This window comes from Halorussus vallis (assembly GCF_024138165.1).
In the GTDB taxonomy this organism is placed as follows: Archaea; Halobacteriota; Halobacteria; order Halobacteriales; family Haladaptataceae; genus Halorussus; species Halorussus vallis.
Map to the genome: position 1 here is coordinate 1278447 of NZ_CP100000.1, position 18229 is coordinate 1296675.

Genomic DNA, 18229 nt, shown 5'->3' on the forward strand with positions numbered 1-18229 from the left:
ACGTCTCGGGTATGACAGCGGCGGCAGACCTCATACTCACCAACGCGAAGGTACACTCGCTCGCGTCCGGCGACGGTGGCGACCCGGACGCGGAGGCGGTCGCGGTTCGAGACGGCGAAATCGTGCGGGTCGACCGGGCGTACGAAGTCGACTTCCTCGAAGGCGTCGAGACGACGGTCGTCGACCTCGGCGGGCGCGTCCTGCTTCCGGGGTTCGTCGACGCTCACACCCACCTCCAGCACCTCGGTCGCTCGCTCGTCCACGCCGACCTCTCGGCGGCCGACTCGCCCGGCGACTGCGTCGACCTGCTGGCCGACCTGGCCGAGGAGACGGAAGACGGAGGAGGCGGGAGCGACGAGTGGATTCTCGGCTTCGGCTACGACGAGAGCACCTGGGACGACTCGCGTTACCTCACCCGCGAGGACCTGGACCGCGTGAGCGAGACGCGCCCGGTCGCGGCGTTCCGCGAGGACATGCACATCGCGGCGGTCAACGGTGCGGCGCTCGACCGCTACCGCGGCGAGATGCCCGACGACGACGTCCGCACCGAAGGCGGCGACCCCACGGGCGTCGTCGTCGAGGAAGCCGTCGACGTGCTCTACGAGGCCATCGAACCCGACGCCGCCGAAACCCGCGAACTCCTCGACGCCGCCCAGCGCGAGGCCCACCGGAAGGGCGTCACGAGCGTCCACGACATGGTCCGGGAGTCCCGGGCGCCGGAGGTGTACCGCCAGATGGACGCGGACGGCGACCTCGCGCTCCGGGTGCGACTCAACTACTGGACCGACCACCTCGACGCCGTGATCGAGACGGGCCTGCGGACCAACCACGGCAGCGAGTTCGTCCGCGTCGGCGGTATCAAATCGTTCACCGACGGAAGCTTCGGCGGCCGGACCGCCAAGCTATCGGAACCCTACGCGGACGCCGAAGACGAAACCGGCCAGTGGGTCGTGACGCCCGAGGAACTCCGGGAGTTCGTCGGCCGAGCGGACGCCGAGGGCCTGCAGTTCACCGCCCACGCCATCGGCGACGCCGCCGTCGACGCGGTGCTCGACGCCTACGAGGCGACCGACGACCCCGGCGCGGCCCGCCACCGGGTCGAGCACGCCGAACTCGTCTCCGACGAGGCGCTCGACCGGTTCGCCGACTCTGGCGTCGTCGCCTCCATGCAACCGAACTTCCTGAAGTGGGTCGGCGAGGACGGTCTCTACGAGTCGCGTATCGGCACCGAGCGCAGGCTGAAAGCCGACCGCCTCGCCGACCTCGCCGACGCCGACGTCCCGCTTGCGTTCGGGAGCGACTGCATGCCCCTGGACCCGCTGTTCGGCGTCCACCAGGCCGTCAACGCCCCATCGGAGGCGCAGCGACTCTCGGTGACCGAGGCCCTGCGGGCCTACACCGTCGGGGCGGCCTACGCCGGGTTCGACGATGACCGTCTCGGCACCGTCGAGGTCGGCAAGAAGGCCGACTTCGTGGCCCTGGAGCGCTCGCCGTGGGACCATCCTGAGGACATCGAGAACATCGACGTGGCGCTGACGGTCGTGGACGGCGACGTGGTCTACGACGCCCGCAAGTGAGTTCGGGGGTCAGTCGCCACCTTCGCCTCCTCCGCTTTCTTCACCTTCGTTCCGGCCTTCTTCGCCTTCGACCTCCGCCTCTCGCACGGCGTCGACGACGGTGGGGTAGACGTCCACGAGCCGTTTCGCGGGAAGTTTGGTCATCGGAACGTCCGCATAGTACTCACGGGTTTCGTCGAGCACCGCCTTCAACCCGACGAGCGGGCCGGCGGGCGAGTCGTCGTCCGCATCGGAATCCGTCGCCGTGTCCGCGTCCGCGGTTTCGTCCGACTCCTCCGTTCGGTCCCGGTCGGTGGCGGTTTCCGACTTCCGCGGTTCCTCCTCGGAGGTTTCTGCAACTCGGTCGAGAAGCGCTTCGACCGCGTCCGACCGGCGGCGAGGGAACGATTGGGCGAGCGACTCGACGGAATCGGCCCGACGACGGACGGCGTCGTCCACGCCCTGAGGAACGACCGACGCGAGTTTGCAGAGGGCCTTGGCCGCGTTGCGTCTCGTCAGGCGTCGCTCTTCCCCGTCGACGAACCGCCCGGCGAGCGGTTCGACGGCGTCAGTAACCAGTTCGGCCCGCCACTCGGCGACGCGACGGAGTGCGATGGCGGCGTTCCGACGCCCGCGTTCGGAGTCGGCGGACGCCTGCCGGACGACTTCGTCGAGCGTCGGTCCGACGAGTTCCCGACCCGCGTCCGTGCCGGCGACTTCGACCACGAGTTCGCCGATTCCTTCGGCGGTGCCCCGCCCGACTTCCGGGAGGTCCGCGCGGGCGTCGTCCAGGACCGACCGGACGAACTCCGGCCGTTCGGTCCCGAGAACCGCGAGCGGCCGTTCGGACTCGTCGGAATCGACGTCAACGAGCGGGGTCGCGAACTCCGGAATCACGCTCGGTTCGGCCTCGCCGAGACGCGATAGCGTTCTCGCGACCGACCTGCGTGCGGTCGAGTTCCTCGTCGCTAACTGCGCGGCGATATCGTCCGCCGCGGCCGAGACGAGCGTCGGGTCCCGCTCGGCGACCGACCGAATCGCCGTCGAGAGGTCGGCACGCTCGAAGCGTCCGAGTCGGTCGAGCGACCCCGCCATCCGTTCGACGACGGGTACTACCGTCTCCGGATACTCCGTCCCCAACCGGCCGAGCGTCTCCGCCGCTCGGTCGCGGACGTCCGAATCTGGGCTCTCCAACAGGTCGGCCAACACCGGCACCGCGGGTTCGACCGTGCGCCGGTCGGTCTCTGCGAGTTGCACGAGCAGGAATCCCTCGGAGCGGCGTCCGTCCGCTCGGAGGTTCTCGGCGAGTCCCGCAACCCGCCGGCCGACGAACTCGGGGTCCTCGTCCGCGAGCACCGAGAGCGGGTCGCCGATTTCACCGTCGGCGTCGGCGGCCGCGAGCGCCCGGACCGCCTCCGAAGCCTCGTCGGAGCGCTCCCGCCCGACGACCGCGAGCGCCCGTGCGACCGCCCTGCGACCCTCACGGTCCGGGGTTTCGAGGCCGGCTATCAGGGCCGGCGCGACGGCGGAGGCGTCGTCGGGGTCGTGACGAAGCACGTTCTCGACGACCGACGCGGCGTACCGTACGAGCACCGCGTCCTCCACCATCTCCGCGCATCTCGGGAGGGCGTGAGCCAGCGCCTCGGGGTGGTCTTCGGAGACGGACGCGACGGCTCGCATGACGTTGCCCCGGAGCGGACCGGCGTCCTCGGAGACGTAAGCGAAGAGGTCGTCGACCGCGAATCGGAACGCGTCTGGGCGTTCTCGGGCGAAGCTCCAGATCAGGCTCGTCGCGCGACGAACCAGGAGTTCGGAGTCTGCCTCCAACGCGTCCGCGAGTGCGTCGGCAATGCGTCGCCAGCGGTCCGGACCGAGTTCCATCGCGCGGGTCAACCGCTCCGCCCGGTCCAACACCGTCGTCGCAGTGAGGCGAACGCTCGTTCGGTCGTCGCGCAGGTGGTAGACGGCGGCGTCGACCGTCTCGGCTGCGCCGCGGTCGAGCGTGTCCTCGGTATCGAAGACGAGTTCGCCGAGCAGCGCGAGCGCGTTCGCCCGCACCGCCGGGTTCGGGTCGTCTGTGAGTTCCAGCAACGTCGGATCCACTCCGTCCAGTCGTCGGTCCAGTTTCCGCCTCGCGTGGTACAGCGTCTTCACGGCGTACTCCCGCACGGTCTCGTCTTCGTCTTCGAGGCGGTCGACGAGGGCGTCCGTCGCCGGTTCGAGCGAACCGGGGCTGGTCTTGCTCACCCAGAACAGGTACCGTAGCGTCCGCCGATGAGTCCCCTCCGTCGACAGTTCAGCGGCGAGTTCCTCGACGGGCGGAACGACCTCGCCCGCCGAATCGAGCGCCTCCCGGAGCGCACCGCCCGCGTAGGGCCGCGTTCGCTCGTCGTCCAGATGCGGTATCAGTTCGAACGCGACGGACTGGACCGCGTCCCCGGAAACCCGTGAAACGGCGTGGATCTGACGCAATGCCGGAACTCGGACGTCCGGGTCGCCCGATTCGAGGTCCTCGGCCACCGCTTCGACGGCTTCGGCTAGCGTTCCCGGACGCTCGGCGGCGAGACGTCGAACCGCGTCGGCGGACCCCTCACTCGCGTCCGATTCCAGTCGGTCCGCGAACGCCGCGAGCAGGTCCATCAATGGCGCACCCCCTCGATGCCGTGTTCTCGGCTGAAGTAATCGAGAACGTCACGACCCATGTACGACTCCTCACCGTTCACCGCGTCGCTGAACCGGAGCGCTCCGTCGCGGCGCTCGTAGAGGTGTCCGTCGGAGGCGTTCACGGTGTCGTTCGACGCGACGACCAGCGCCCGCTCGGCCGGAACGTCGAGTTCGGCCACCGTCCGGTGGTCGAAGCGACCGGTTTCCTTCCAGACGAGGGTGCCGGCGCGCTCGAACGTCTCCGGGTCCACGGTCTCGTCCCGGAGCGCCGATTCGAGCGACTCCAGAGACGTTCCCTCGGTCGGTTCCAGCGTGATTCGGGTCCACGAACTCATGTACGCCCACGTGTAACCTGACACGAATATACTTTCTCCCGATACGTCGGTTCGATTACTCTAGCAGATTCTCGCCGGTCATCGCCGCTGGCTGGTCGACGCCGATGAGCGAGAGGAGCGTCGGCGCGACGTCCGCGAGCGTGCCGCCCTCGCGGACGTGCCTACCGGCACCGTCGCCGTCGGGCGAGAGGTAGACGAGGGGAACCGGGTTGTAGGTGTGGGCGGTGTGGGGATTCTCGGGCGTCCCCATATCGTCGGCGTTGCCGTGGTCCGCGGTGATGAGGACGTGGGCGCCGCGGTCTTCGAGGACCTCGACGAGTCGACCCAGTTGAGCGTCGACGGCCTCGACCGCCTCGACGGCGGCGTCGAAGTCGCCGGTGTGACCCACCATGTCCGGGTTCGCGTAGTTCAACACCAGCACGTCGGGGTCGTCGCTCTCGACCACCGAGATGGCGGTGTCGGTGACGCCCTCGGCGCTCATCTCCGGTTGCCGGTCGTAGGTCGGCACGTCCGGACTCTCGATTATCTCGCGAATCTCGCCGTCGAACTCCACCTCGCGCCCGCCGTTCAGGAAGTAGGTGACGTGGGCGTACTTCTCGGACTCGGCGATGCGAAGCTGGGTGAGTCCGGCGTCGGCGAGCACCTCGCCGAGGACGTCCTCTGGCTGGTGGGGCGCGAACGCGACGGGCAGGTCGAACTCCTTGTCGTACTCGGTCATCGTCGCCAGCCGAATCTCGGGCGGGTTCGTCTCGAACTCCCAGACCGGGTCGATGTCGGCGAGCATCCGGGTGAGTTGACGGGCGCGGTCCGACCGGAAGTTGAAGAAGACCACCGCGTCGCCGTCATCGAGCTTGCCTCGATTGCTCGTCGAGCTTCGCTCGACGGTGTCCGAGAGGGCGGGGCCGCCCTCGACGAGCGTGGGTTCGACGAACTCGTCGGTGTCGCCGCGTTCGTAGCTCTGCTCGACCGCCTCGACCGCCGTCTCGGCCTCCCACTCGGCCTCGCGGTTCACGATGGCGTCGTAGGCCCGGCGGGTGCGCTCCCAGTTCTGGTCGCGGTCCATCGCATAGTAGCGTCCGGAGACGGTCGCCACGTCGCCCGTGCCGTACTCGTCGATCTTCGACTGGAGGGCCGTGAGGAAGTCCGCGCCGCTCTTCGGCGGGGTGTCCCGTCCGTCGGTGAAGGCGTGGGTGACGGCGTCGACGCCGCGCTCGGCGGCGAGTTCGATGAGCGCGTAGAGGTGGCGCTGGTCGGAGTGGACCCCGCCCTCGCTGACCAGCCCCGTGAAGTGGACGCAGCCGTCGTGCTCGGTCGCGTAGTCGAACGCCGAATCGATGGCCTCGTTCTCGCCGAGTTCGCCGTTCGCGATGGCGTCCTGGATGCGGGTGTACTCCTGTTTGACCACTCGTCCGGCGCCGATGTTGAGGTGGCCGACCTCGCTGTTGCCCATCTGGCCGTCCGGGAGTCCGACCCGCCGGCCGGTGACTTCGAGCGTGCCGTAGGCTCCCTCCGCGGCGTAGCGGTCGAAGTTCGGCGTGTCGGCGGCTTCGATGGCGTTGCGACCCCCGTCTTCGCTCCCGAGTCCCCAGCCGTCGAGGACTATCAGCGCGCCCTTCATGGACGAATCGTGGACAGCGGGGCGTAACTAATCTTCGCTTACGTCGAAATACGCGGGCAAAGACGGCTCCAGAATCGGAGGAGAAGGCCGGTATGATGGTGAAGAACAGCTAGAAAGCCCCCGGGCGCTCGCGGTCGCTCAGCGACATATCCGGCTCACGCCTTCGGCGCTCGCCCGATAGGGGTCGCTGAGACGACTGAAATGAACGCGAGCGCCCGGCCCCTTTCAGTCCCGCCCCGCCGGTTAGTCAGTCGAGCGTTCGACGGTGGACCAGTCCACCGAGTGTTTCGAGGGTGAACGTTCAGCATGGCGCGCGTTCATCTCGCGCCTTCTCCGTGCGAGGTCTGCGCGAGCGAAGCGACCGAGAAGCGCAGTCGGTTGGGGAGGGCGTGGCTGTCGCGGTGCGGTGCTGTCCGGGCGGATGAAAGGGGCGGGGGCTTTCGAAGTGTTCTCGTTGTCTGTCGGTACTGAATCCGGTGGTAATCAACCAGACGTTTCCGTGACGCATCCACTCCTCACCCAACCACGACGCGGTCGATGGAACCCAATACTTTTTCCCCATCGGGCGGGACGAGAGTGCCATGACCCTCGACCCCGTACACTTCGACGGCATCGCGGGGCTCGCCGACCACATCGACTACGACGCCGAGGACCGCGACCACCGGGAGTTCGCCGAAACCGTCTGGGAGAACTACCTCGACCCGCTCCGAGACGACGACGGCGGAAAGGTCCTCGAACCGATGGACGAACTCCGGCGGCGCCGCGTGAGCGTCGAGGAGGTGGCCCTCGAAGATGACGCCTTCCCGACGATGCACAGCCTCGACTCGGGGACGCTCAACCCCCGGCCGTTCAAGAACGGCCTCGTCCTCGACGTGGCCCACGCCGCCATGAGCGCGACGCCCTCCGACCTGGACCTCCACAACTCCCGAACGGTGGTGAAGGCGGTCCACTCCAACGACACCTCCCGCAACTTCGACACCGAGTGGGACGAGTACGACGAGCGGAGCAAGCGCCGAATCGTCCACACCCACCTCCCGGAGAGCCAGTACGAGGAGGACGTGGTCCACGCGCTGGCGCTCTACCTCGCGGAGAGTCGCCACGCGCTGGACAACGCCGAGAACGTGTCCGATTTCCTGCTGCTCGACGGACCCATCTACCCCAAGGGCGTCCTGCGGTGGTACTACCGGAGTTCCGCGCTGACCGACCTCTTCGAGGAGTCCGACCACGTCATGCGCATCCTTGACAACTACGTCCGACTGGTCGAGACGTTCGCCGAGCGGGGAGTTCCGCTCGCGGGGTTCGTCAAGAACGTCTCGGCGAAGTCGGTCGTCCGGACGCTCAAGGACAAGTCGACGGTCGGACCCGTGCCGTGGGCCCACGACGCCGGCTTCTTCTCGCAGGTGCTCGAACGCCGGGAACTGGTCGACGGCGAGTTCGAGCGCCTGACCGACGACCTCACGCTGACGAACTGGTTCACCTCCCACGCGGGGACCGACCAGTTCTTCAGCGACGAGAACAACCGGCACCTCGACCGGGAACTCGCCCCCGAGCGGTACCGCGTGACCTTCTGCGTCGTCTACGACCCGCGCCGCGATCTGATATTCAAGGTCGAAGCGCCCGCGGCGTTCACCGAGGACGAGGCGATGCGCGAGCGAATCGAGCGCCAGATTCTCAAGGAGGTGGCGATTCGGGGCGGGCCGCCGCTGGCGCTCACCAAGGCCGACAGCCTCGCCGCCATCGACCGCGGGAGCGTCGACTCGCTGATCACGTCGTTCGAGCGGTCGCTCGACACGGAGTTGGACGAGAACTACAACGCGGTCCGGTGGGGCAGAAACTACTGATAGACGGCGAAGACTACCTCGGCTCGGCGTGCTCGGCCTTCTCGACGGTTATCTCGACGTCCTCGGGGTCGACGCCGATGCGGGCGAACTGGGTCCGGACGTGGTCGCGGGCGGCCGCCTCGGCCTGGTCGCGGGTGTCGAACCCCCGCGGCATCGGCGACTCGAAGGCCACGTGGACCTCCTCGCCCTCGACCAACTGGACGGTCCCGCCGCTCTCGACCTCGTAGAATTCGTCGCAGACCCAGACGTACGGGGCGTCCTCGTCGGGCGCACCCTTGAACCGCGGCGCTCGCTCACCCCGCTCGTAGAGCGTTCCCGTGAGAGTGGTTCCCCCCGCTTCGCCACGGATGAGTAACATGGGACGACGATACGGCGTGAGAAGGTAAAAGGGACGCGCCCGGGCCGTCTTTCGAAAGACACACACCGAGGCGTCCCCGAAGGCCCGACCTCGCCCCCGGAGGGAAACGCGTTTGTCCCATGCGCTCATTGCCGGGGAACGATGACTGACCTCGGCGACTTCAGCAGGTCCGGCGGGACCGACGAGGACGACTCGGCGACAGCCGAGTCGGACGCCCCCGAAACCGCCGCCCGCGACGCGGACGCCACCGAGACGAGCGCCGGCGACGCCGCGACCGACGCCTCGGAAACCGACACCTCCGCGACCGCCTCCTCCGAAACAGACACCAGCGCGACCACCGACGACGATGCCGCCTCCGAGTTCGGTCCGAGTACCGACATCGGCGACTTCGGGGCCGGCGGGTCGGCGACCGACGCGTCGGATTCCGGCGCGACCGACGATCGCTTCGAGGAGATGGCGACCAGCCCCGTCGGGAGCGACCGGGGCATCGGGACCCTGACCGCCTCGGAGGGCCTGCGGATCTCCGAGGACGGCGAGGAGACCCACCTCCAGGCGTACGTGACCGCCGACAACCGCGAGGACGTCCGGGTCGGCAAATATCTGCTGGTTCCCTACCCCGATGGCGAGAAACTGTTCTGTCGTATCACCGCTTTGGAGTACCAGCGGGAGTTCCACAGCGACGACGCGACCGAGATTCACTCCCGGCGAGCGATGCGCCGCGACTCCATCGAGGAGGCCGACTACAAGTTCATGGCGACGCTCGACCCCGTCGCCGTGCTCTACGACGACGACGGCGAACTCAAGCGCCGGATGACCGACCGGGTTCCCAAGCCCGAGGCGGTGGTCCGCGAGGCCGCCGACAAGGACGAGATAAAGACGGGGCTGAAGATGCCGGGCGACGGCGTCTTCCTCGGCCACCTCTCGGTCGGCGGCGAGAAGGTGAAGACGGCGGCGCGACCCCCGACCATCGACTACCGGCTCAAGGACGATTATCGGGACGGCGACCCGCTGGTCTTCCGCCACACCCTCGTGGCCGGCGGAACGGGGTCGGGCAAGACCCACGGCGCGAAGAACATCCTCCGACAGTTCCTCGGTGAGGAGCGCCGCTACGACATGGAGGACGACGCCGAGCGCCGGGCCGCGGTCGTCCAGTTCGACCCGCAGGACGAGTACGCCCAGATGCACGACGACAACCCCGACGTGACCCCCGACGACGAGCGCCGGTGGGAGCGCGAGGGCGTCGCCTGCGGCGGCCACGACGACACCGTGGCGTTCGTCCCGAAGGTCGGCCGGAGCAGTTACGCCGCCGACCACCACCGCGCCGAGCAGGTCGAGTTCACGATTCCGTTCTCGATGGTCCGCCGACGGCCGTGGCTGGTCGCGGGCGCGAGCCTCAACGACAACCAGTACAACGCGCTGCGACTCCTGCTCGACCGCTTCTTCAACACGCACGGCGAATCGGGCACCTACGGCGACTTCGTGGACTTCGTCGACGACCCAGCGCTCCGGGAGGAACTCGACGAGAGCGGCCACGTCCACGAGGCGACCTACGACGCGGTCAAGCGCCGGGCCATCAGCGCGACGTTCAACGACGTGTTCGACCAGGACGCCCGACCCATCACCGACCAGGTCAAGAAGTTCGTCCGGCCCGGCGGCCTGACGGTGGTGCCGACCTACCACGTAAACGACTCGCGGGCGACCGAAGTGGTCGTGCTGGCGCTGGCCAGCCTGCTCGTCGACGAGAAGCTCTCGAACGACCCCCGGTACGGTCGCATCAAGGAGACGCCGCTGGTGGTCGGGATGGACGAGGCCCACAACTTCCTCACCGACGCCGAGAACGTCCAGGCCCGGAAGGTCATCACGAAGTTCACCGAGGCCGCCAAACAGGGCCGCAAGGAGCGCCTCGGCCTGTTTCTCATCACCCAGGACCCCCAGGACATCGCCGACTCGGTGTTCAAGCAGGTCAACACCACCGTCGTGCTGAACCTCGGCGACGAGGACGCCATCAAGAGCGTCAACATCCCGGCGGAACTGGAGGGGAAGGTCCCCTACATGGAGAAGGGCCAGATGGTGGTCTACTCGCCGGACAACTCCGAACCGGTCGAGATAATCGGGCTTCCGAAGTGCGTGACCAAACACGGGCGGGAGTAGGGAGATTTGCCGGGGCCGAACCGGCCCCGGCAAATCTCCGAATACGAGCGGCGAAGCCGCGAGTAGGAAGATTCGGAGTGAGCGAAGCGAGAATCTCCGAAAGAAGAGTAAACTTCTCGGACGCCAAGAATTGCCTGAAAGGTTAAACGAATAGAGAGCCTATCTTCGGGCATGGCCAAGAAAGTGCTCGTCCCCATCGACGGGTCGTCCCAGTCCGACCACGCACTCGAACACGCACTGGAGGAGTTCGCCGACGACGACATCACCGTCATCCACGTCATCGACCCCATCGACGCGGGGTACACCACCTCGGTCGGCATGCCGGGCGGGTCCCAGGAGTGGTACGACAACGCCCAGAAGGAGGCCGACGCGCTGTTCGAGGAGGCCCAGGAGGTCGCCGACGAGTACGGCGTGACCCTCGACACCGCCGAGGAGATGGGTCGGCCGTCCCGGACCATCGTGGAGTACGCCGAGGACGAGGGCTTCGACCAGATAGTGATGGGGAGCCACGGCCGTTCGGGCGTCTCGCGCATCCTGCTCGGGAGCGTCGCCGAGAACGTGGTCCGGCGCTCGCCGATGCCGGTGACGGTGGTGCGGTAAGCGAAAGCTCCGGACGACCGACCCGCAGGGCGCGAAGCGCCCGCACCAGTGGTAGCTAGATGCGACCGAGATGGCCGCGCGATGCGCGGCCATCTCGGTCGCGTGTCCTTTTTTGGCCCAGATTTTTTCGAGGAGCGGTGGCTGATGCGCCGCTTTGCGGCGCATCAGCGACCCGACGAAGAAAAAAGGTGGGAACGAAAGGTGGGTTAGAAGATATTCGCCTGCCGGTAGACGCTGATGCCCTCGTTCGTGATGGAGTAGGGTTTTATCTCCCGGGAGTGGTTGGCGTCGCGAATCTTCTGAATCTCGACCGCCAGCCTCGTCTCGCGGAAGTCGTCGGTGCTCCGGATGTACCGGAGGACGAACACCGCGTCGACGAGGTACTCGATGATGCCGTGCCGGGAGGCGTAGGGGTTGTCCTCGCTGGCCTCGCTGGTGAGCATCGTCGTCACGCCCGCCTCCTTGAGGCTCTTGGTGAAGTCGTACACCTCGTTGCGCCGGGTCGCCTGATTGTCGTACATCATCTCCAGCAGCGACACCGAGTCGAGCACGAGGCGGGAAGCGTCGAACTCCGCGACCAGTCGCGGGAGGTCGTTGCGGATGCTGGTGAGGCTGTTCGCCATCTCGATGGGGTCGAGGTCGATGACCGCCAGCCGACCCTCTTCGACGTACTCCTCGAACGGCCAGCCCTTCTCGGTGGCGGTGTTGACGATGCGGTCGTGGCTCTCCTCGAGGGTGATGAACACGGCGTTCTCGCCCTCCCGGAGCGCCTCGTGGAGGAACTGCAGGCCGAACGTGGTCTTGCCGGTGCCCGCCGACCCGATGGTGGTCATCAGCGTCCGCTCGGGCACCCCGCCTTGGATCATGTTGTCGAGGCCCTCGATGCCGACGTCCACGCGCGGGATGTCCGAGTCGAACTCCTCCTCGGCCGCGAACGCGTCCTCGTCGGCCGGACCGGCGTCGCCGAATCCGCCGCCGAAGCCGGCTTGCGCGCCCGCGCCGAACGCGGCGTCGCCGCCCCCGTTCGAATCGTCGCCGACGTCGACGCTCGGGGCGTTCGCGAACGCGCTGGCGAAGTCCTCCTCGAAGAGGTCGTTCCCGTCGGCGTCGGCGTCGTAGGGGTCTGCGTCGGCGAAACCTCCGGTGTCAGCACCGTCGCCGGCGTCGGTTTCTCCGGCGGCGTCGAAACTCGGCGCGTCGGCGTCTGCGAAGCCGTCTCCGCCGTCGGAATCGTCGGGCTCGGTGTGCTCGTCGTCGCTCGCTTCCTCGGCCGAGTCGGCCGGTTCGGCCGACTCGGCCTCCCCGCGCTCGTCGTCTTCCGCGCTCTCATCGTCTTCGCGGAGCGCGCGCTCGAACCAGTCGTCGTCGCTCACGCGAGCCACCTCCGGGTCGTTCGAGCGCGTCCAGTCATGTTCGACCCGTCGAACCCGCTCCATTTGAATGTTACTCGCTCGGCGTCCGGCGGATTTTTGCCCGGCGGCCGAGAAAGGCCAACGATGAACGTCGGTATCGTCGCCCAGAAGGGGAACGCCCAGGCGACCGCGCTCGCCGCTCGGATTCGCGAGACGCTGCACGAGGACGTGACGGTGATGCTCGACGCGGCGACGGCGGAGGCGCTGGACGCCGACTCGGCGGTCGCGTCCGCGTCGGTCGAAGGGCTCGCGGTCGAGGAGATGGACGACTGCGACCTCGTCGTCTCCATCGGCGGCGACGGGACCTTCCTCTTCGCGGCCCGCGGGGCCGGCCCGACGCCCGTGCTGGGAGTCAACCTCGGCGAGGTCGGGTTCCTCAACGGTGTCACGCCCGGCGAGGCGGTCGAGACCGTCGAACGCGTGGTCGAGCGCTACCGCGACACCGGCGACATCGCCGCCCGCGAAGCGCCGCGCCTCCAGGCCTCGGGCGAGGGCGACTGGGAGATTCACCCCGCGTTGAACGAGATCGTCGTACAGGGCCACCAGCGCGGCCACGGCAACGGCGTCGACTACGAACTGCTGGTCGACGGTCGGGCCTACGCCAGCGGCCACGCCGACGGCATCCTCGTCTCCACGCCGACCGGAAGCACGGCCTACAATCTCAGCGAGGGCGGCCCGCTCGTCCACCCCGAAACCGACGCGCTCGTCGTCACGGAGATGGCGGCGACCGAGTCGATGCCGCCGCTGGTCGTCTCCACCGACCACGAGGTGACCATCGAGGTGCTGGGCGCCGAGAGCGGTTTCATCAGCGCCGACAGCACCCGCAAGGCCATCGACGTCCCCCAGACGATCACGGTCGCGCCGGCCGACGAACCGGCCCGGGTCGCAGAGCCCTCCAGCGACTTCTTCGAGGCGCTCGACAAACTCGACTGAGTTCGCCGAAACGGAAAGCACTAACCCCGCCCGGCCGCTACGCCCCGACAATGGACGGACAACTGCCGGACGTACAGGCGACCGAGCCCGACGTGACGGTGGGGTTGAACCGCGTCGGCGTGACGGGCGTGAAGAAACTGGTCGAGATCGCCCGCCCCGACAAGCGACCCATCGTGCTGACCGCCGAGTTCGAGGTGCTGGTCGACCTCCCGAGTTGGCGGAAGGGCGCCGACATGAGCCGCAACATGGAGGTCATCGACGAGACGCTGGAGGACGCGGTGAGCGAACCCACCTACCGCGTCGAAGACGTCTGCGGCGACGCCGCCGAGCGCCTGCTCGACAAACACGACTACACCACCAAGGCGGAGGTCAGCATGGAAGCGGAGTACATGCTCAAGGACGAGACGCCCGAGAGCGAGCGCCTCTCGCAGGCGACCGTCGACATCGTCGCGGGCGCGACCGCCACCGAGGACGGCACCCGCGAGGAGATCGGCGCGCGCGTCACGGGCATGACGGTCTGTCCCTGCTCGCAGGGGATGATGAGCCAGACCGCCCGGGACAAACTCGAAGAACTCGGCGTCGGCGAGGCCGAGGTCAGCGAGTTCCTCCGGGAGGTCCCGCAGGCGGGCCACTCCCAGCGGGGTCACGCCACCCTCACCGTCGAGAGCGAGGGCGCGCCCGAGGTGGACCTGCGCGACCTCGTGGAGGTCGCCCGCGACTCGATGAGCGCCCGCATCTACAACCTCGCCAAGCGCCCCGACGAGGACCACATGACCTTCCAGGCCCACGCGAACGCGAAGTTCGTCGAGGACTGCGTGCGCGACATGGCCGAGGGCGTCGTGACCGAGTTCCCCGACCTCCCCGACGACGCGGTGGTCACGATGAAACAGAGCAACGACGAGTCCATCCACCAGCACAACGCCCACGCCGAGCGCGTCGCCGAGATGGAGACGCTCCGAGAAGAGCTGACAGACAACTAAGGCCGAATCGAAGGTCTTGGTGGCCGTGGAGGAGTTAGGTCGCTGCCCAACGTTTCTCGATTCTAATTGGTTCGTCTCCTTCAAATAGACCCCCTAAACACTGTCCGGATTCAATACAGAGAGCATAGACGGTAGAGGCTATCGTATTGAATCAAGGTAGTCCGTGAATTCAGGCCATAGCTCAGCATAGAATATCACGCTCATCCTTTCGTCTGGCTCAACGACTGCGGTTTCGGCTGAAACAGTGAGAGCGTTCAGACAGAGATTGTAGAGATGTTCATCGACGATACGGGCGAGTTGAAATGTGGATAAAATAAGTAGCGGAAAACGACTACCAAGTACGTAGTCATTCCAGAACCAGACTGCGAGAAGGTCACCAGTACTACCGTGGGGGACATTGTCATAAGCAAGAGCGTCAATGAGTGCAATCCGGACACTAACTGAGATGATAAGCAGCAGGGTAACAACTCCAAGGGCATATGCCCAAAATACACCCCATGATTGATGGGTAGAAGTAATTGCAACACCTGTGATTAGCCAACTTGCTCCAAACTCCCCTATCTCGAACTTCTGTTGGTTACTTACAGTGGCCTCACTTGCTCGTCTGCGGATGTCCTCTAATACAAGCCGTTTAGGATAGCCCTCGATTTCATGTCGTTCAACAGCCGCTGCCCCTGCACCCGAAAAGGCAACCATCATATCATCACGGATTTCTCGAAGGTCAGTAATTGAGACAGCGAGATGAAGCAGGAATGAGGGCATTTTAGCAAACATTCTGAAACGGCCGAGAACACCGATTAGAAGTGAAAAGAGGGAGAGAAGGACGAGAAACATGCGGAGCAATCCTCGAAGAAAACCACCGATAAGTTTCACCAGATGATGAACCATGTTAGACCTGAGAAAATCTAGTCATATGAAATATGGTGGTTAAATCTTTGACCACTCCTTCTCTGAGGACCAAGGCGGTGCTCTCACTCTTCTATCTGCCAGTAGAGGTACTGCTGGACGAACGACGAGAAGTGGTCGTGACCGCAGTCGGGGCAGTCGTAGCCCGCGACTTCGTCGACGCCGACCGGGTAGACGTATCCGCAACCGTTCTGGCACTTCTTTCCGCGGAACGTGGTCGCGAACTCCGCAAGCAGTTCGTCGCGGTGTTCGTCTTCGAGGTGCGTCCTGCTCCGGCCTTTCACGCGTTCGCTGGTAGCGTCTCGAATCACCGTATCGCAGAACGCGCAGTCCAATTGAAATCCGCCCATAACACCTGTCAGGTATACTTACTTGCTATATAAAGTCGGAGTACGGTCCCGGTCCGTCCCGACGTCCGAAACGTTCGACGACCGTTCCGTCTGCCAGTCTGGAGCGATCCGCGGGTCACAGCAGGACGAGCGGAGCGCGGCGACCCGACGAAGAAAAGCGGTCGACCGAAAAGAGGGTACTACTCGTGAATCTCGACGCGTTCGAGGACCACGTCCTCCTTCGGCTTGTCGTTGGGGCCGGTTTCGACCGAACCGATCTCCCGGACGACATCCATCCCGTCGGTTACCTCGCCGAAGACCGCGTGGCGGTCGTCGAGGTGCGGTTGGGCGCCGAGGGTGATGAAGAACTGCGACCCGTTGGTGTTCGGCCCGGAGTTCGCCATCGAGAGTTTGCCCTCGTCGTCGTGGCGGAGTTCGTCGTGGAACTCGTCGTCGAACTGGTAGCCAGGACCGCCCCGGCCGGTGCCGGTCGGGTCGCCGCCCTGAATCATGAAGTCCTCGATGATGCGGTGGAAGACGGTGCCGTCGTAGAGGCCGTCGCCCCGGACCTCGCCCGACTCGGGGTCCTCCCAGGTGGTCGTGTCGCGGGCGGGGTCGTCGTTCGCGGCGGGGTCGTGTTTTGCCAAGTTGACGAAGTTCTCGACGGTCTTTGGCGCGCGGTCGGCGAACAGTCGGACCTCGATGTCGCCGTGGTTCGTGTGCAGCGTCGCGGTCGGGTTGTCGCTCATGGTTCCGGGATGGCGCGCCGGGTAGAAAACAGTGCTGGCTTCGACTCGCGAGCGCGCCTGCCGACTGGCGTCGGCGAGCGACTGCACGGGGACCGACCGGAACTGTCCGCGCCGAAAGCGTTGACCGTCGCGGGCCACACCTTCGCACCATGGAACACGACAGCGAGCGCGTCGCGCTGGCGCGACTTCCCTCCGGCGTGGAGGTTTCGACGACCGTCCACACCTACCGGGGGAGAGACGGCGACGGGGGAAGCGGTGACGGGAAAGGCGGCGACGACCCGACCGTCTACGTCCAGGCCGCCCAGCACGGCCGCGAGATAAACGGCACCGAGGTTCTTCGCCGGATTCACGAGCGGTTCACGGACGAAGACCCGGCGCTCTCGGGGACGGTCGTGACGGTTCCGGTCGCCGACCCGCTGACGTTCGACCGGGTGTCGTACACCACGCCCGAGCAACTCGACAGCGTTAACCCGAACATGAACCGGGTCTGGCCGGGCGACGCGGAGGGGACGCTCCACGAGCGGATGGCGGCTCGCCTCTGGGAGTACGCCGGCGCCGCCGACGCCGTCGTCGACCTCCACACCGGGAGTCCCGACATGCTCCCCCACGTGGTGTTCACCGAGGGCCACGCCGAGTCGCGCGCGCTGGCGGAGGCGTTCGGCACCGACCTGCTCCTCTCCGAACCGATGGGCGAGGACGCGGACGCGGAGTGGGCCGACCGCGCCTTCGACGGGAAACTCCGGGTGACGGCCGCCCGCGAGGACATCCCGACCATCACGCCCGAGCTCGCACACAACAAGCAGTTCGTCGAGAGCGCGGTCGAAACCGGCGTGACGGGGGTGCTGAACGTCCTCCGGCACCTCGGCGCGCTCGCGGACGACCCCGAACCGAACGGGACGCCGACGCTGGCCCGCAACCACCTCGGCAGGGTCACGACCGACGACGCAGGCCTGTTCCGGGCCGACCCCGACCGGGCGGTCGGCCAGCGCGTCGAGGCGGGCGACCGACTCGGGACCGTCTACGACCCGACGACGTTCGAGACGCTCCAGATCGTCGAGGCCGACCGCGACGGAATCCTCTACGCGCTGACCAGGGAGGCGACCGTCACGGGCGGCGAGAAACTGGCGAACGTCGCGTTAGAACGAGATGAGTAGTTCGTCGCTGGCGTCGTTCACCGACGCGCGGTGACGTACAGCAGGGGCGCGACGATGAGGAGCGCGAGGCCGAGGAACTTGTAGTGAAGCGGCGCGAGGGTCGCGGGCGTCACCACGAAGAGGAGGCCGAACACGATGGAGTTGATCGACAGCAGTTTCCGGGAACCGAGCGGGAGCGCCGCCAGCACCGAGAGGATGAACAGCAGCAGCAGCGCCTGCCCGATGTTGTACTTGATCAGGAAGTCGTCGATGAGGGGCAGTGGGACGAACTCGATCATCGTTGTTCGAAACTCGACCCGAAAAACCCTTTAAAGTTCCGCTATACGGCGGTCACTCGGTCGCACCGTGCAAATCGAGCGGCCGAATCCAGATGTACCAGATGAGCAGTATCGCGGTGAGGTAGCCCGTCGCCCAGACGACCTGCGCGAGCGACTCGTACCCCGCAGAGCTGAGTGCGTAGTCGGCCAGTCCCGGGACGGTCACCCCGATGGCGAGCGCCGCGCCGAACCGGAGCTTCTCGGCCCGACCCATCAGCGACCGCCTCCACGTTCGGTCATGGTCGACGCTACGTGTTCGAGCAAAGTGAACCGCTCGGTTCGTCGCGCGCCGCGGCGACCGCTCGGAGGCGGCGTGCGGCCCGAAG

17 protein-coding genes are annotated in these 18229 nt (G+C 66.7%); 7 read left to right on the forward strand and 10 right to left on the reverse strand.

Annotated elements, in window-relative coordinates; translation table 11 throughout:
• Window positions 1–11 precede the first annotated feature (11 nt).
• Window positions 12–1577 carry an amidohydrolase gene (locus tag NGM07_RS06675; RefSeq protein ID WP_253518642.1) on the forward strand — a complete coding sequence of 522 codons (1566 nt, stop codon included), beginning with the start codon at window positions 12–14 and terminating at the stop codon, window positions 1575–1577.
• A 9-nt stretch (window positions 1578–1586) separates the two neighbouring features.
• Here NGM07_RS06675 and NGM07_RS06680 read toward each other — a convergent pair whose 3' ends face one another.
• Genes NGM07_RS06680 through gpmI form a run of 3 tightly spaced genes read right to left on the reverse strand, consistent with a single transcriptional unit; the run spans window position 1587 to window position 6173 of the window.
• Window positions 1587–4196: a HEAT repeat domain-containing protein gene (locus tag NGM07_RS06680; protein WP_253518644.1), complete on the reverse strand. Its 2610-nt coding sequence runs from the start codon at window positions 4194–4196 to the stop codon at window positions 1587–1589.
• On the reverse strand, window positions 4196–4555 hold the full coding sequence (locus NGM07_RS06685; RefSeq protein WP_253518646.1) for a hypothetical protein: 360 nt from the start codon (window positions 4553–4555) through the stop codon (window positions 4196–4198). The genes NGM07_RS06680 and NGM07_RS06685 overlap by 1 nt, the downstream gene beginning before the upstream one ends.
• 55 nt (window positions 4556–4610) lie before the next feature.
• Window positions 4611–6173 carry a 2,3-bisphosphoglycerate-independent phosphoglycerate mutase gene (gene gpmI, locus NGM07_RS06690; RefSeq protein ID WP_253518648.1) on the reverse strand — a complete coding sequence of 521 codons (1563 nt, stop codon included), beginning with the start codon at window positions 6171–6173 and terminating at the stop codon, window positions 4611–4613.
• A 581-nt stretch (window positions 6174–6754) separates the two neighbouring features.
• Between gpmI and NGM07_RS06695 the strand changes: the two genes are divergently transcribed.
• On the forward strand, window positions 6755–8014 hold the full coding sequence (locus NGM07_RS06695) for a DNA double-strand break repair nuclease NurA (RefSeq protein ID WP_253518650.1): 1260 nt from the start codon (window positions 6755–6757) through the stop codon (window positions 8012–8014).
• Window positions 8015–8027: 13 nt separating this feature from the next.
• Here NGM07_RS06695 and NGM07_RS06700 read toward each other — a convergent pair whose 3' ends face one another.
• Window positions 8028–8372, reverse strand: a complete 345-nt coding sequence (locus tag NGM07_RS06700; protein ID WP_253518653.1) for a DUF7113 family protein — start codon at window positions 8370–8372, stop codon at window positions 8028–8030.
• Window positions 8373–8513: 141 nt separating this feature from the next.
• Between NGM07_RS06700 and NGM07_RS06705 the strand changes: the two genes are divergently transcribed.
• Both NGM07_RS06705 and NGM07_RS06710 read left to right on the forward strand, forming a co-directional pair.
• Entirely contained in the window at window positions 8514–10523 is a 2010-nt protein-coding gene (locus tag NGM07_RS06705; RefSeq protein ID WP_253518656.1) for an ATP-binding protein, read from the forward strand.
• A gap of 171 nt (window positions 10524–10694) precedes the next feature.
• A complete protein-coding gene (locus NGM07_RS06710) occupies window positions 10695–11123 on the forward strand; it encodes a universal stress protein (RefSeq protein ID WP_253518658.1) in 429 nt (142 codons plus the stop codon).
• A 206-nt stretch (window positions 11124–11329) separates the two neighbouring features.
• On the opposite strand, the gene NGM07_RS06715 is transcribed toward NGM07_RS06710, so the two are convergent.
• Window positions 11330–12496, reverse strand: coding sequence for a KaiC domain-containing protein (locus NGM07_RS06715; RefSeq protein ID WP_253518661.1), 1167 nt, complete (start codon window positions 12494–12496; stop codon window positions 11330–11332).
• 123 nt (window positions 12497–12619) lie between these two features.
• On the opposite strand from NGM07_RS06715, the gene NGM07_RS06720 reads away from it, so the two are divergent.
• Window positions 12620–13468 carry an NAD(+)/NADH kinase gene (locus NGM07_RS06720; RefSeq protein WP_253518664.1) on the forward strand — a complete coding sequence of 283 codons (849 nt, stop codon included), beginning with the start codon at window positions 12620–12622 and terminating at the stop codon, window positions 13466–13468.
• Window positions 13469–13518: 50 nt separating this feature from the next.
• Entirely contained in the window at window positions 13519–14448 is a 930-nt protein-coding gene (gene mptA / locus NGM07_RS06725) for a GTP cyclohydrolase MptA (RefSeq protein ID WP_253518668.1), read from the forward strand.
• A gap of 138 nt (window positions 14449–14586) precedes the next feature.
• On the opposite strand, the gene NGM07_RS06730 is transcribed toward mptA, so the two are convergent.
• From NGM07_RS06730 to NGM07_RS06740, 3 genes are all read right to left on the reverse strand, one after another.
• Window positions 14587–15321 (reverse strand): hypothetical protein, encoded by a 735-nt coding sequence (locus NGM07_RS06730; RefSeq protein ID WP_253518671.1) that lies wholly within the window; start codon window positions 15319–15321, stop codon window positions 14587–14589.
• A 98-nt stretch (window positions 15322–15419) separates the two neighbouring features.
• Window positions 15420–15704 carry a hypothetical protein gene (locus tag NGM07_RS06735; RefSeq protein ID WP_253518674.1) on the reverse strand — a complete coding sequence of 95 codons (285 nt, stop codon included), beginning with the start codon at window positions 15702–15704 and terminating at the stop codon, window positions 15420–15422.
• Window positions 15705–15883: 179 nt separating this feature from the next.
• The gene (locus NGM07_RS06740) at window positions 15884–16432 is read right to left on the reverse strand and encodes a peptidylprolyl isomerase (protein WP_253518677.1); all 549 of its coding nucleotides are present in this window, start codon (window positions 16430–16432) and stop codon (window positions 15884–15886) included.
• Window positions 16433–16581: 149 nt separating this feature from the next.
• Between NGM07_RS06740 and NGM07_RS06745 the strand changes: the two genes are divergently transcribed.
• The gene (locus tag NGM07_RS06745) at window positions 16582–17586 is read left to right on the forward strand and encodes a succinylglutamate desuccinylase/aspartoacylase family protein (RefSeq protein WP_253518680.1); all 1005 of its coding nucleotides are present in this window, start codon (window positions 16582–16584) and stop codon (window positions 17584–17586) included.
• A 17-nt stretch (window positions 17587–17603) separates the two neighbouring features.
• On the opposite strand, the gene NGM07_RS06750 is transcribed toward NGM07_RS06745, so the two are convergent.
• Both NGM07_RS06750 and NGM07_RS06755 read right to left on the reverse strand, forming a co-directional pair.
• A complete protein-coding gene (locus NGM07_RS06750) occupies window positions 17604–17864 on the reverse strand; it encodes a DUF8006 family protein (RefSeq protein ID WP_253518683.1) in 261 nt (86 codons plus the stop codon).
• A 52-nt stretch (window positions 17865–17916) separates the two neighbouring features.
• Window positions 17917–18117 (reverse strand): DUF7996 family protein, encoded by a 201-nt coding sequence (locus NGM07_RS06755; RefSeq protein WP_253518685.1) that lies wholly within the window; start codon window positions 18115–18117, stop codon window positions 17917–17919.
• Between the last annotated feature and the right edge of the window lie 112 nt (window positions 18118–18229).

Bases quoted from the DNA above. Each gene is read 5' to 3' on its own strand.
- NGM07_RS06675 (WP_253518642.1), top strand. From the start codon at position 12: ATGACAGCGGCGGCAGACCTCATACTCACCAACGCGAAGGTACACTCG.
- NGM07_RS06680 (WP_253518644.1), bottom strand. From the start codon at position 4,196: ATGGACCTGCTCGCGGCGTTCGCGGACCGACTGGAATCGGACGCGAGT.
- NGM07_RS06685 (WP_253518646.1), bottom strand. From the start codon at position 4,555: ATGAGTTCGTGGACCCGAATCACGCTGGAACCGACCGAGGGAACGTCT.
- gpmI (WP_253518648.1), bottom strand. From the start codon at position 6,173: ATGAAGGGCGCGCTGATAGTCCTCGACGGCTGGGGACTCGGGAGCGAA.
- NGM07_RS06695 (WP_253518650.1), top strand. From the start codon at position 6,755: ATGACCCTCGACCCCGTACACTTCGACGGCATCGCGGGGCTCGCCGAC.
- NGM07_RS06700 (WP_253518653.1), bottom strand. From the start codon at position 8,372: ATGTTACTCATCCGTGGCGAAGCGGGGGGAACCACTCTCACGGGAACG.
- NGM07_RS06705 (WP_253518656.1), top strand. From the start codon at position 8,514: ATGACTGACCTCGGCGACTTCAGCAGGTCCGGCGGGACCGACGAGGAC.
- NGM07_RS06710 (WP_253518658.1), top strand. From the start codon at position 10,695: ATGGCCAAGAAAGTGCTCGTCCCCATCGACGGGTCGTCCCAGTCCGAC.
- NGM07_RS06720 (WP_253518664.1), top strand. From the start codon at position 12,620: ATGAACGTCGGTATCGTCGCCCAGAAGGGGAACGCCCAGGCGACCGCG.
- mptA (WP_253518668.1), top strand. From the start codon at position 13,519: ATGGACGGACAACTGCCGGACGTACAGGCGACCGAGCCCGACGTGACG.
- NGM07_RS06735 (WP_253518674.1), bottom strand. From the start codon at position 15,704: ATGGGCGGATTTCAATTGGACTGCGCGTTCTGCGATACGGTGATTCGA.
- NGM07_RS06740 (WP_253518677.1), bottom strand. From the start codon at position 16,432: ATGAGCGACAACCCGACCGCGACGCTGCACACGAACCACGGCGACATC.
- NGM07_RS06745 (WP_253518680.1), top strand. From the start codon at position 16,582: ATGGAACACGACAGCGAGCGCGTCGCGCTGGCGCGACTTCCCTCCGGC.
- NGM07_RS06750 (WP_253518683.1), bottom strand. From the start codon at position 17,864: ATGATCGAGTTCGTCCCACTGCCCCTCATCGACGACTTCCTGATCAAG.
- NGM07_RS06755 (WP_253518685.1), bottom strand. From the start codon at position 18,117: ATGGGTCGGGCCGAGAAGCTCCGGTTCGGCGCGGCGCTCGCCATCGGG.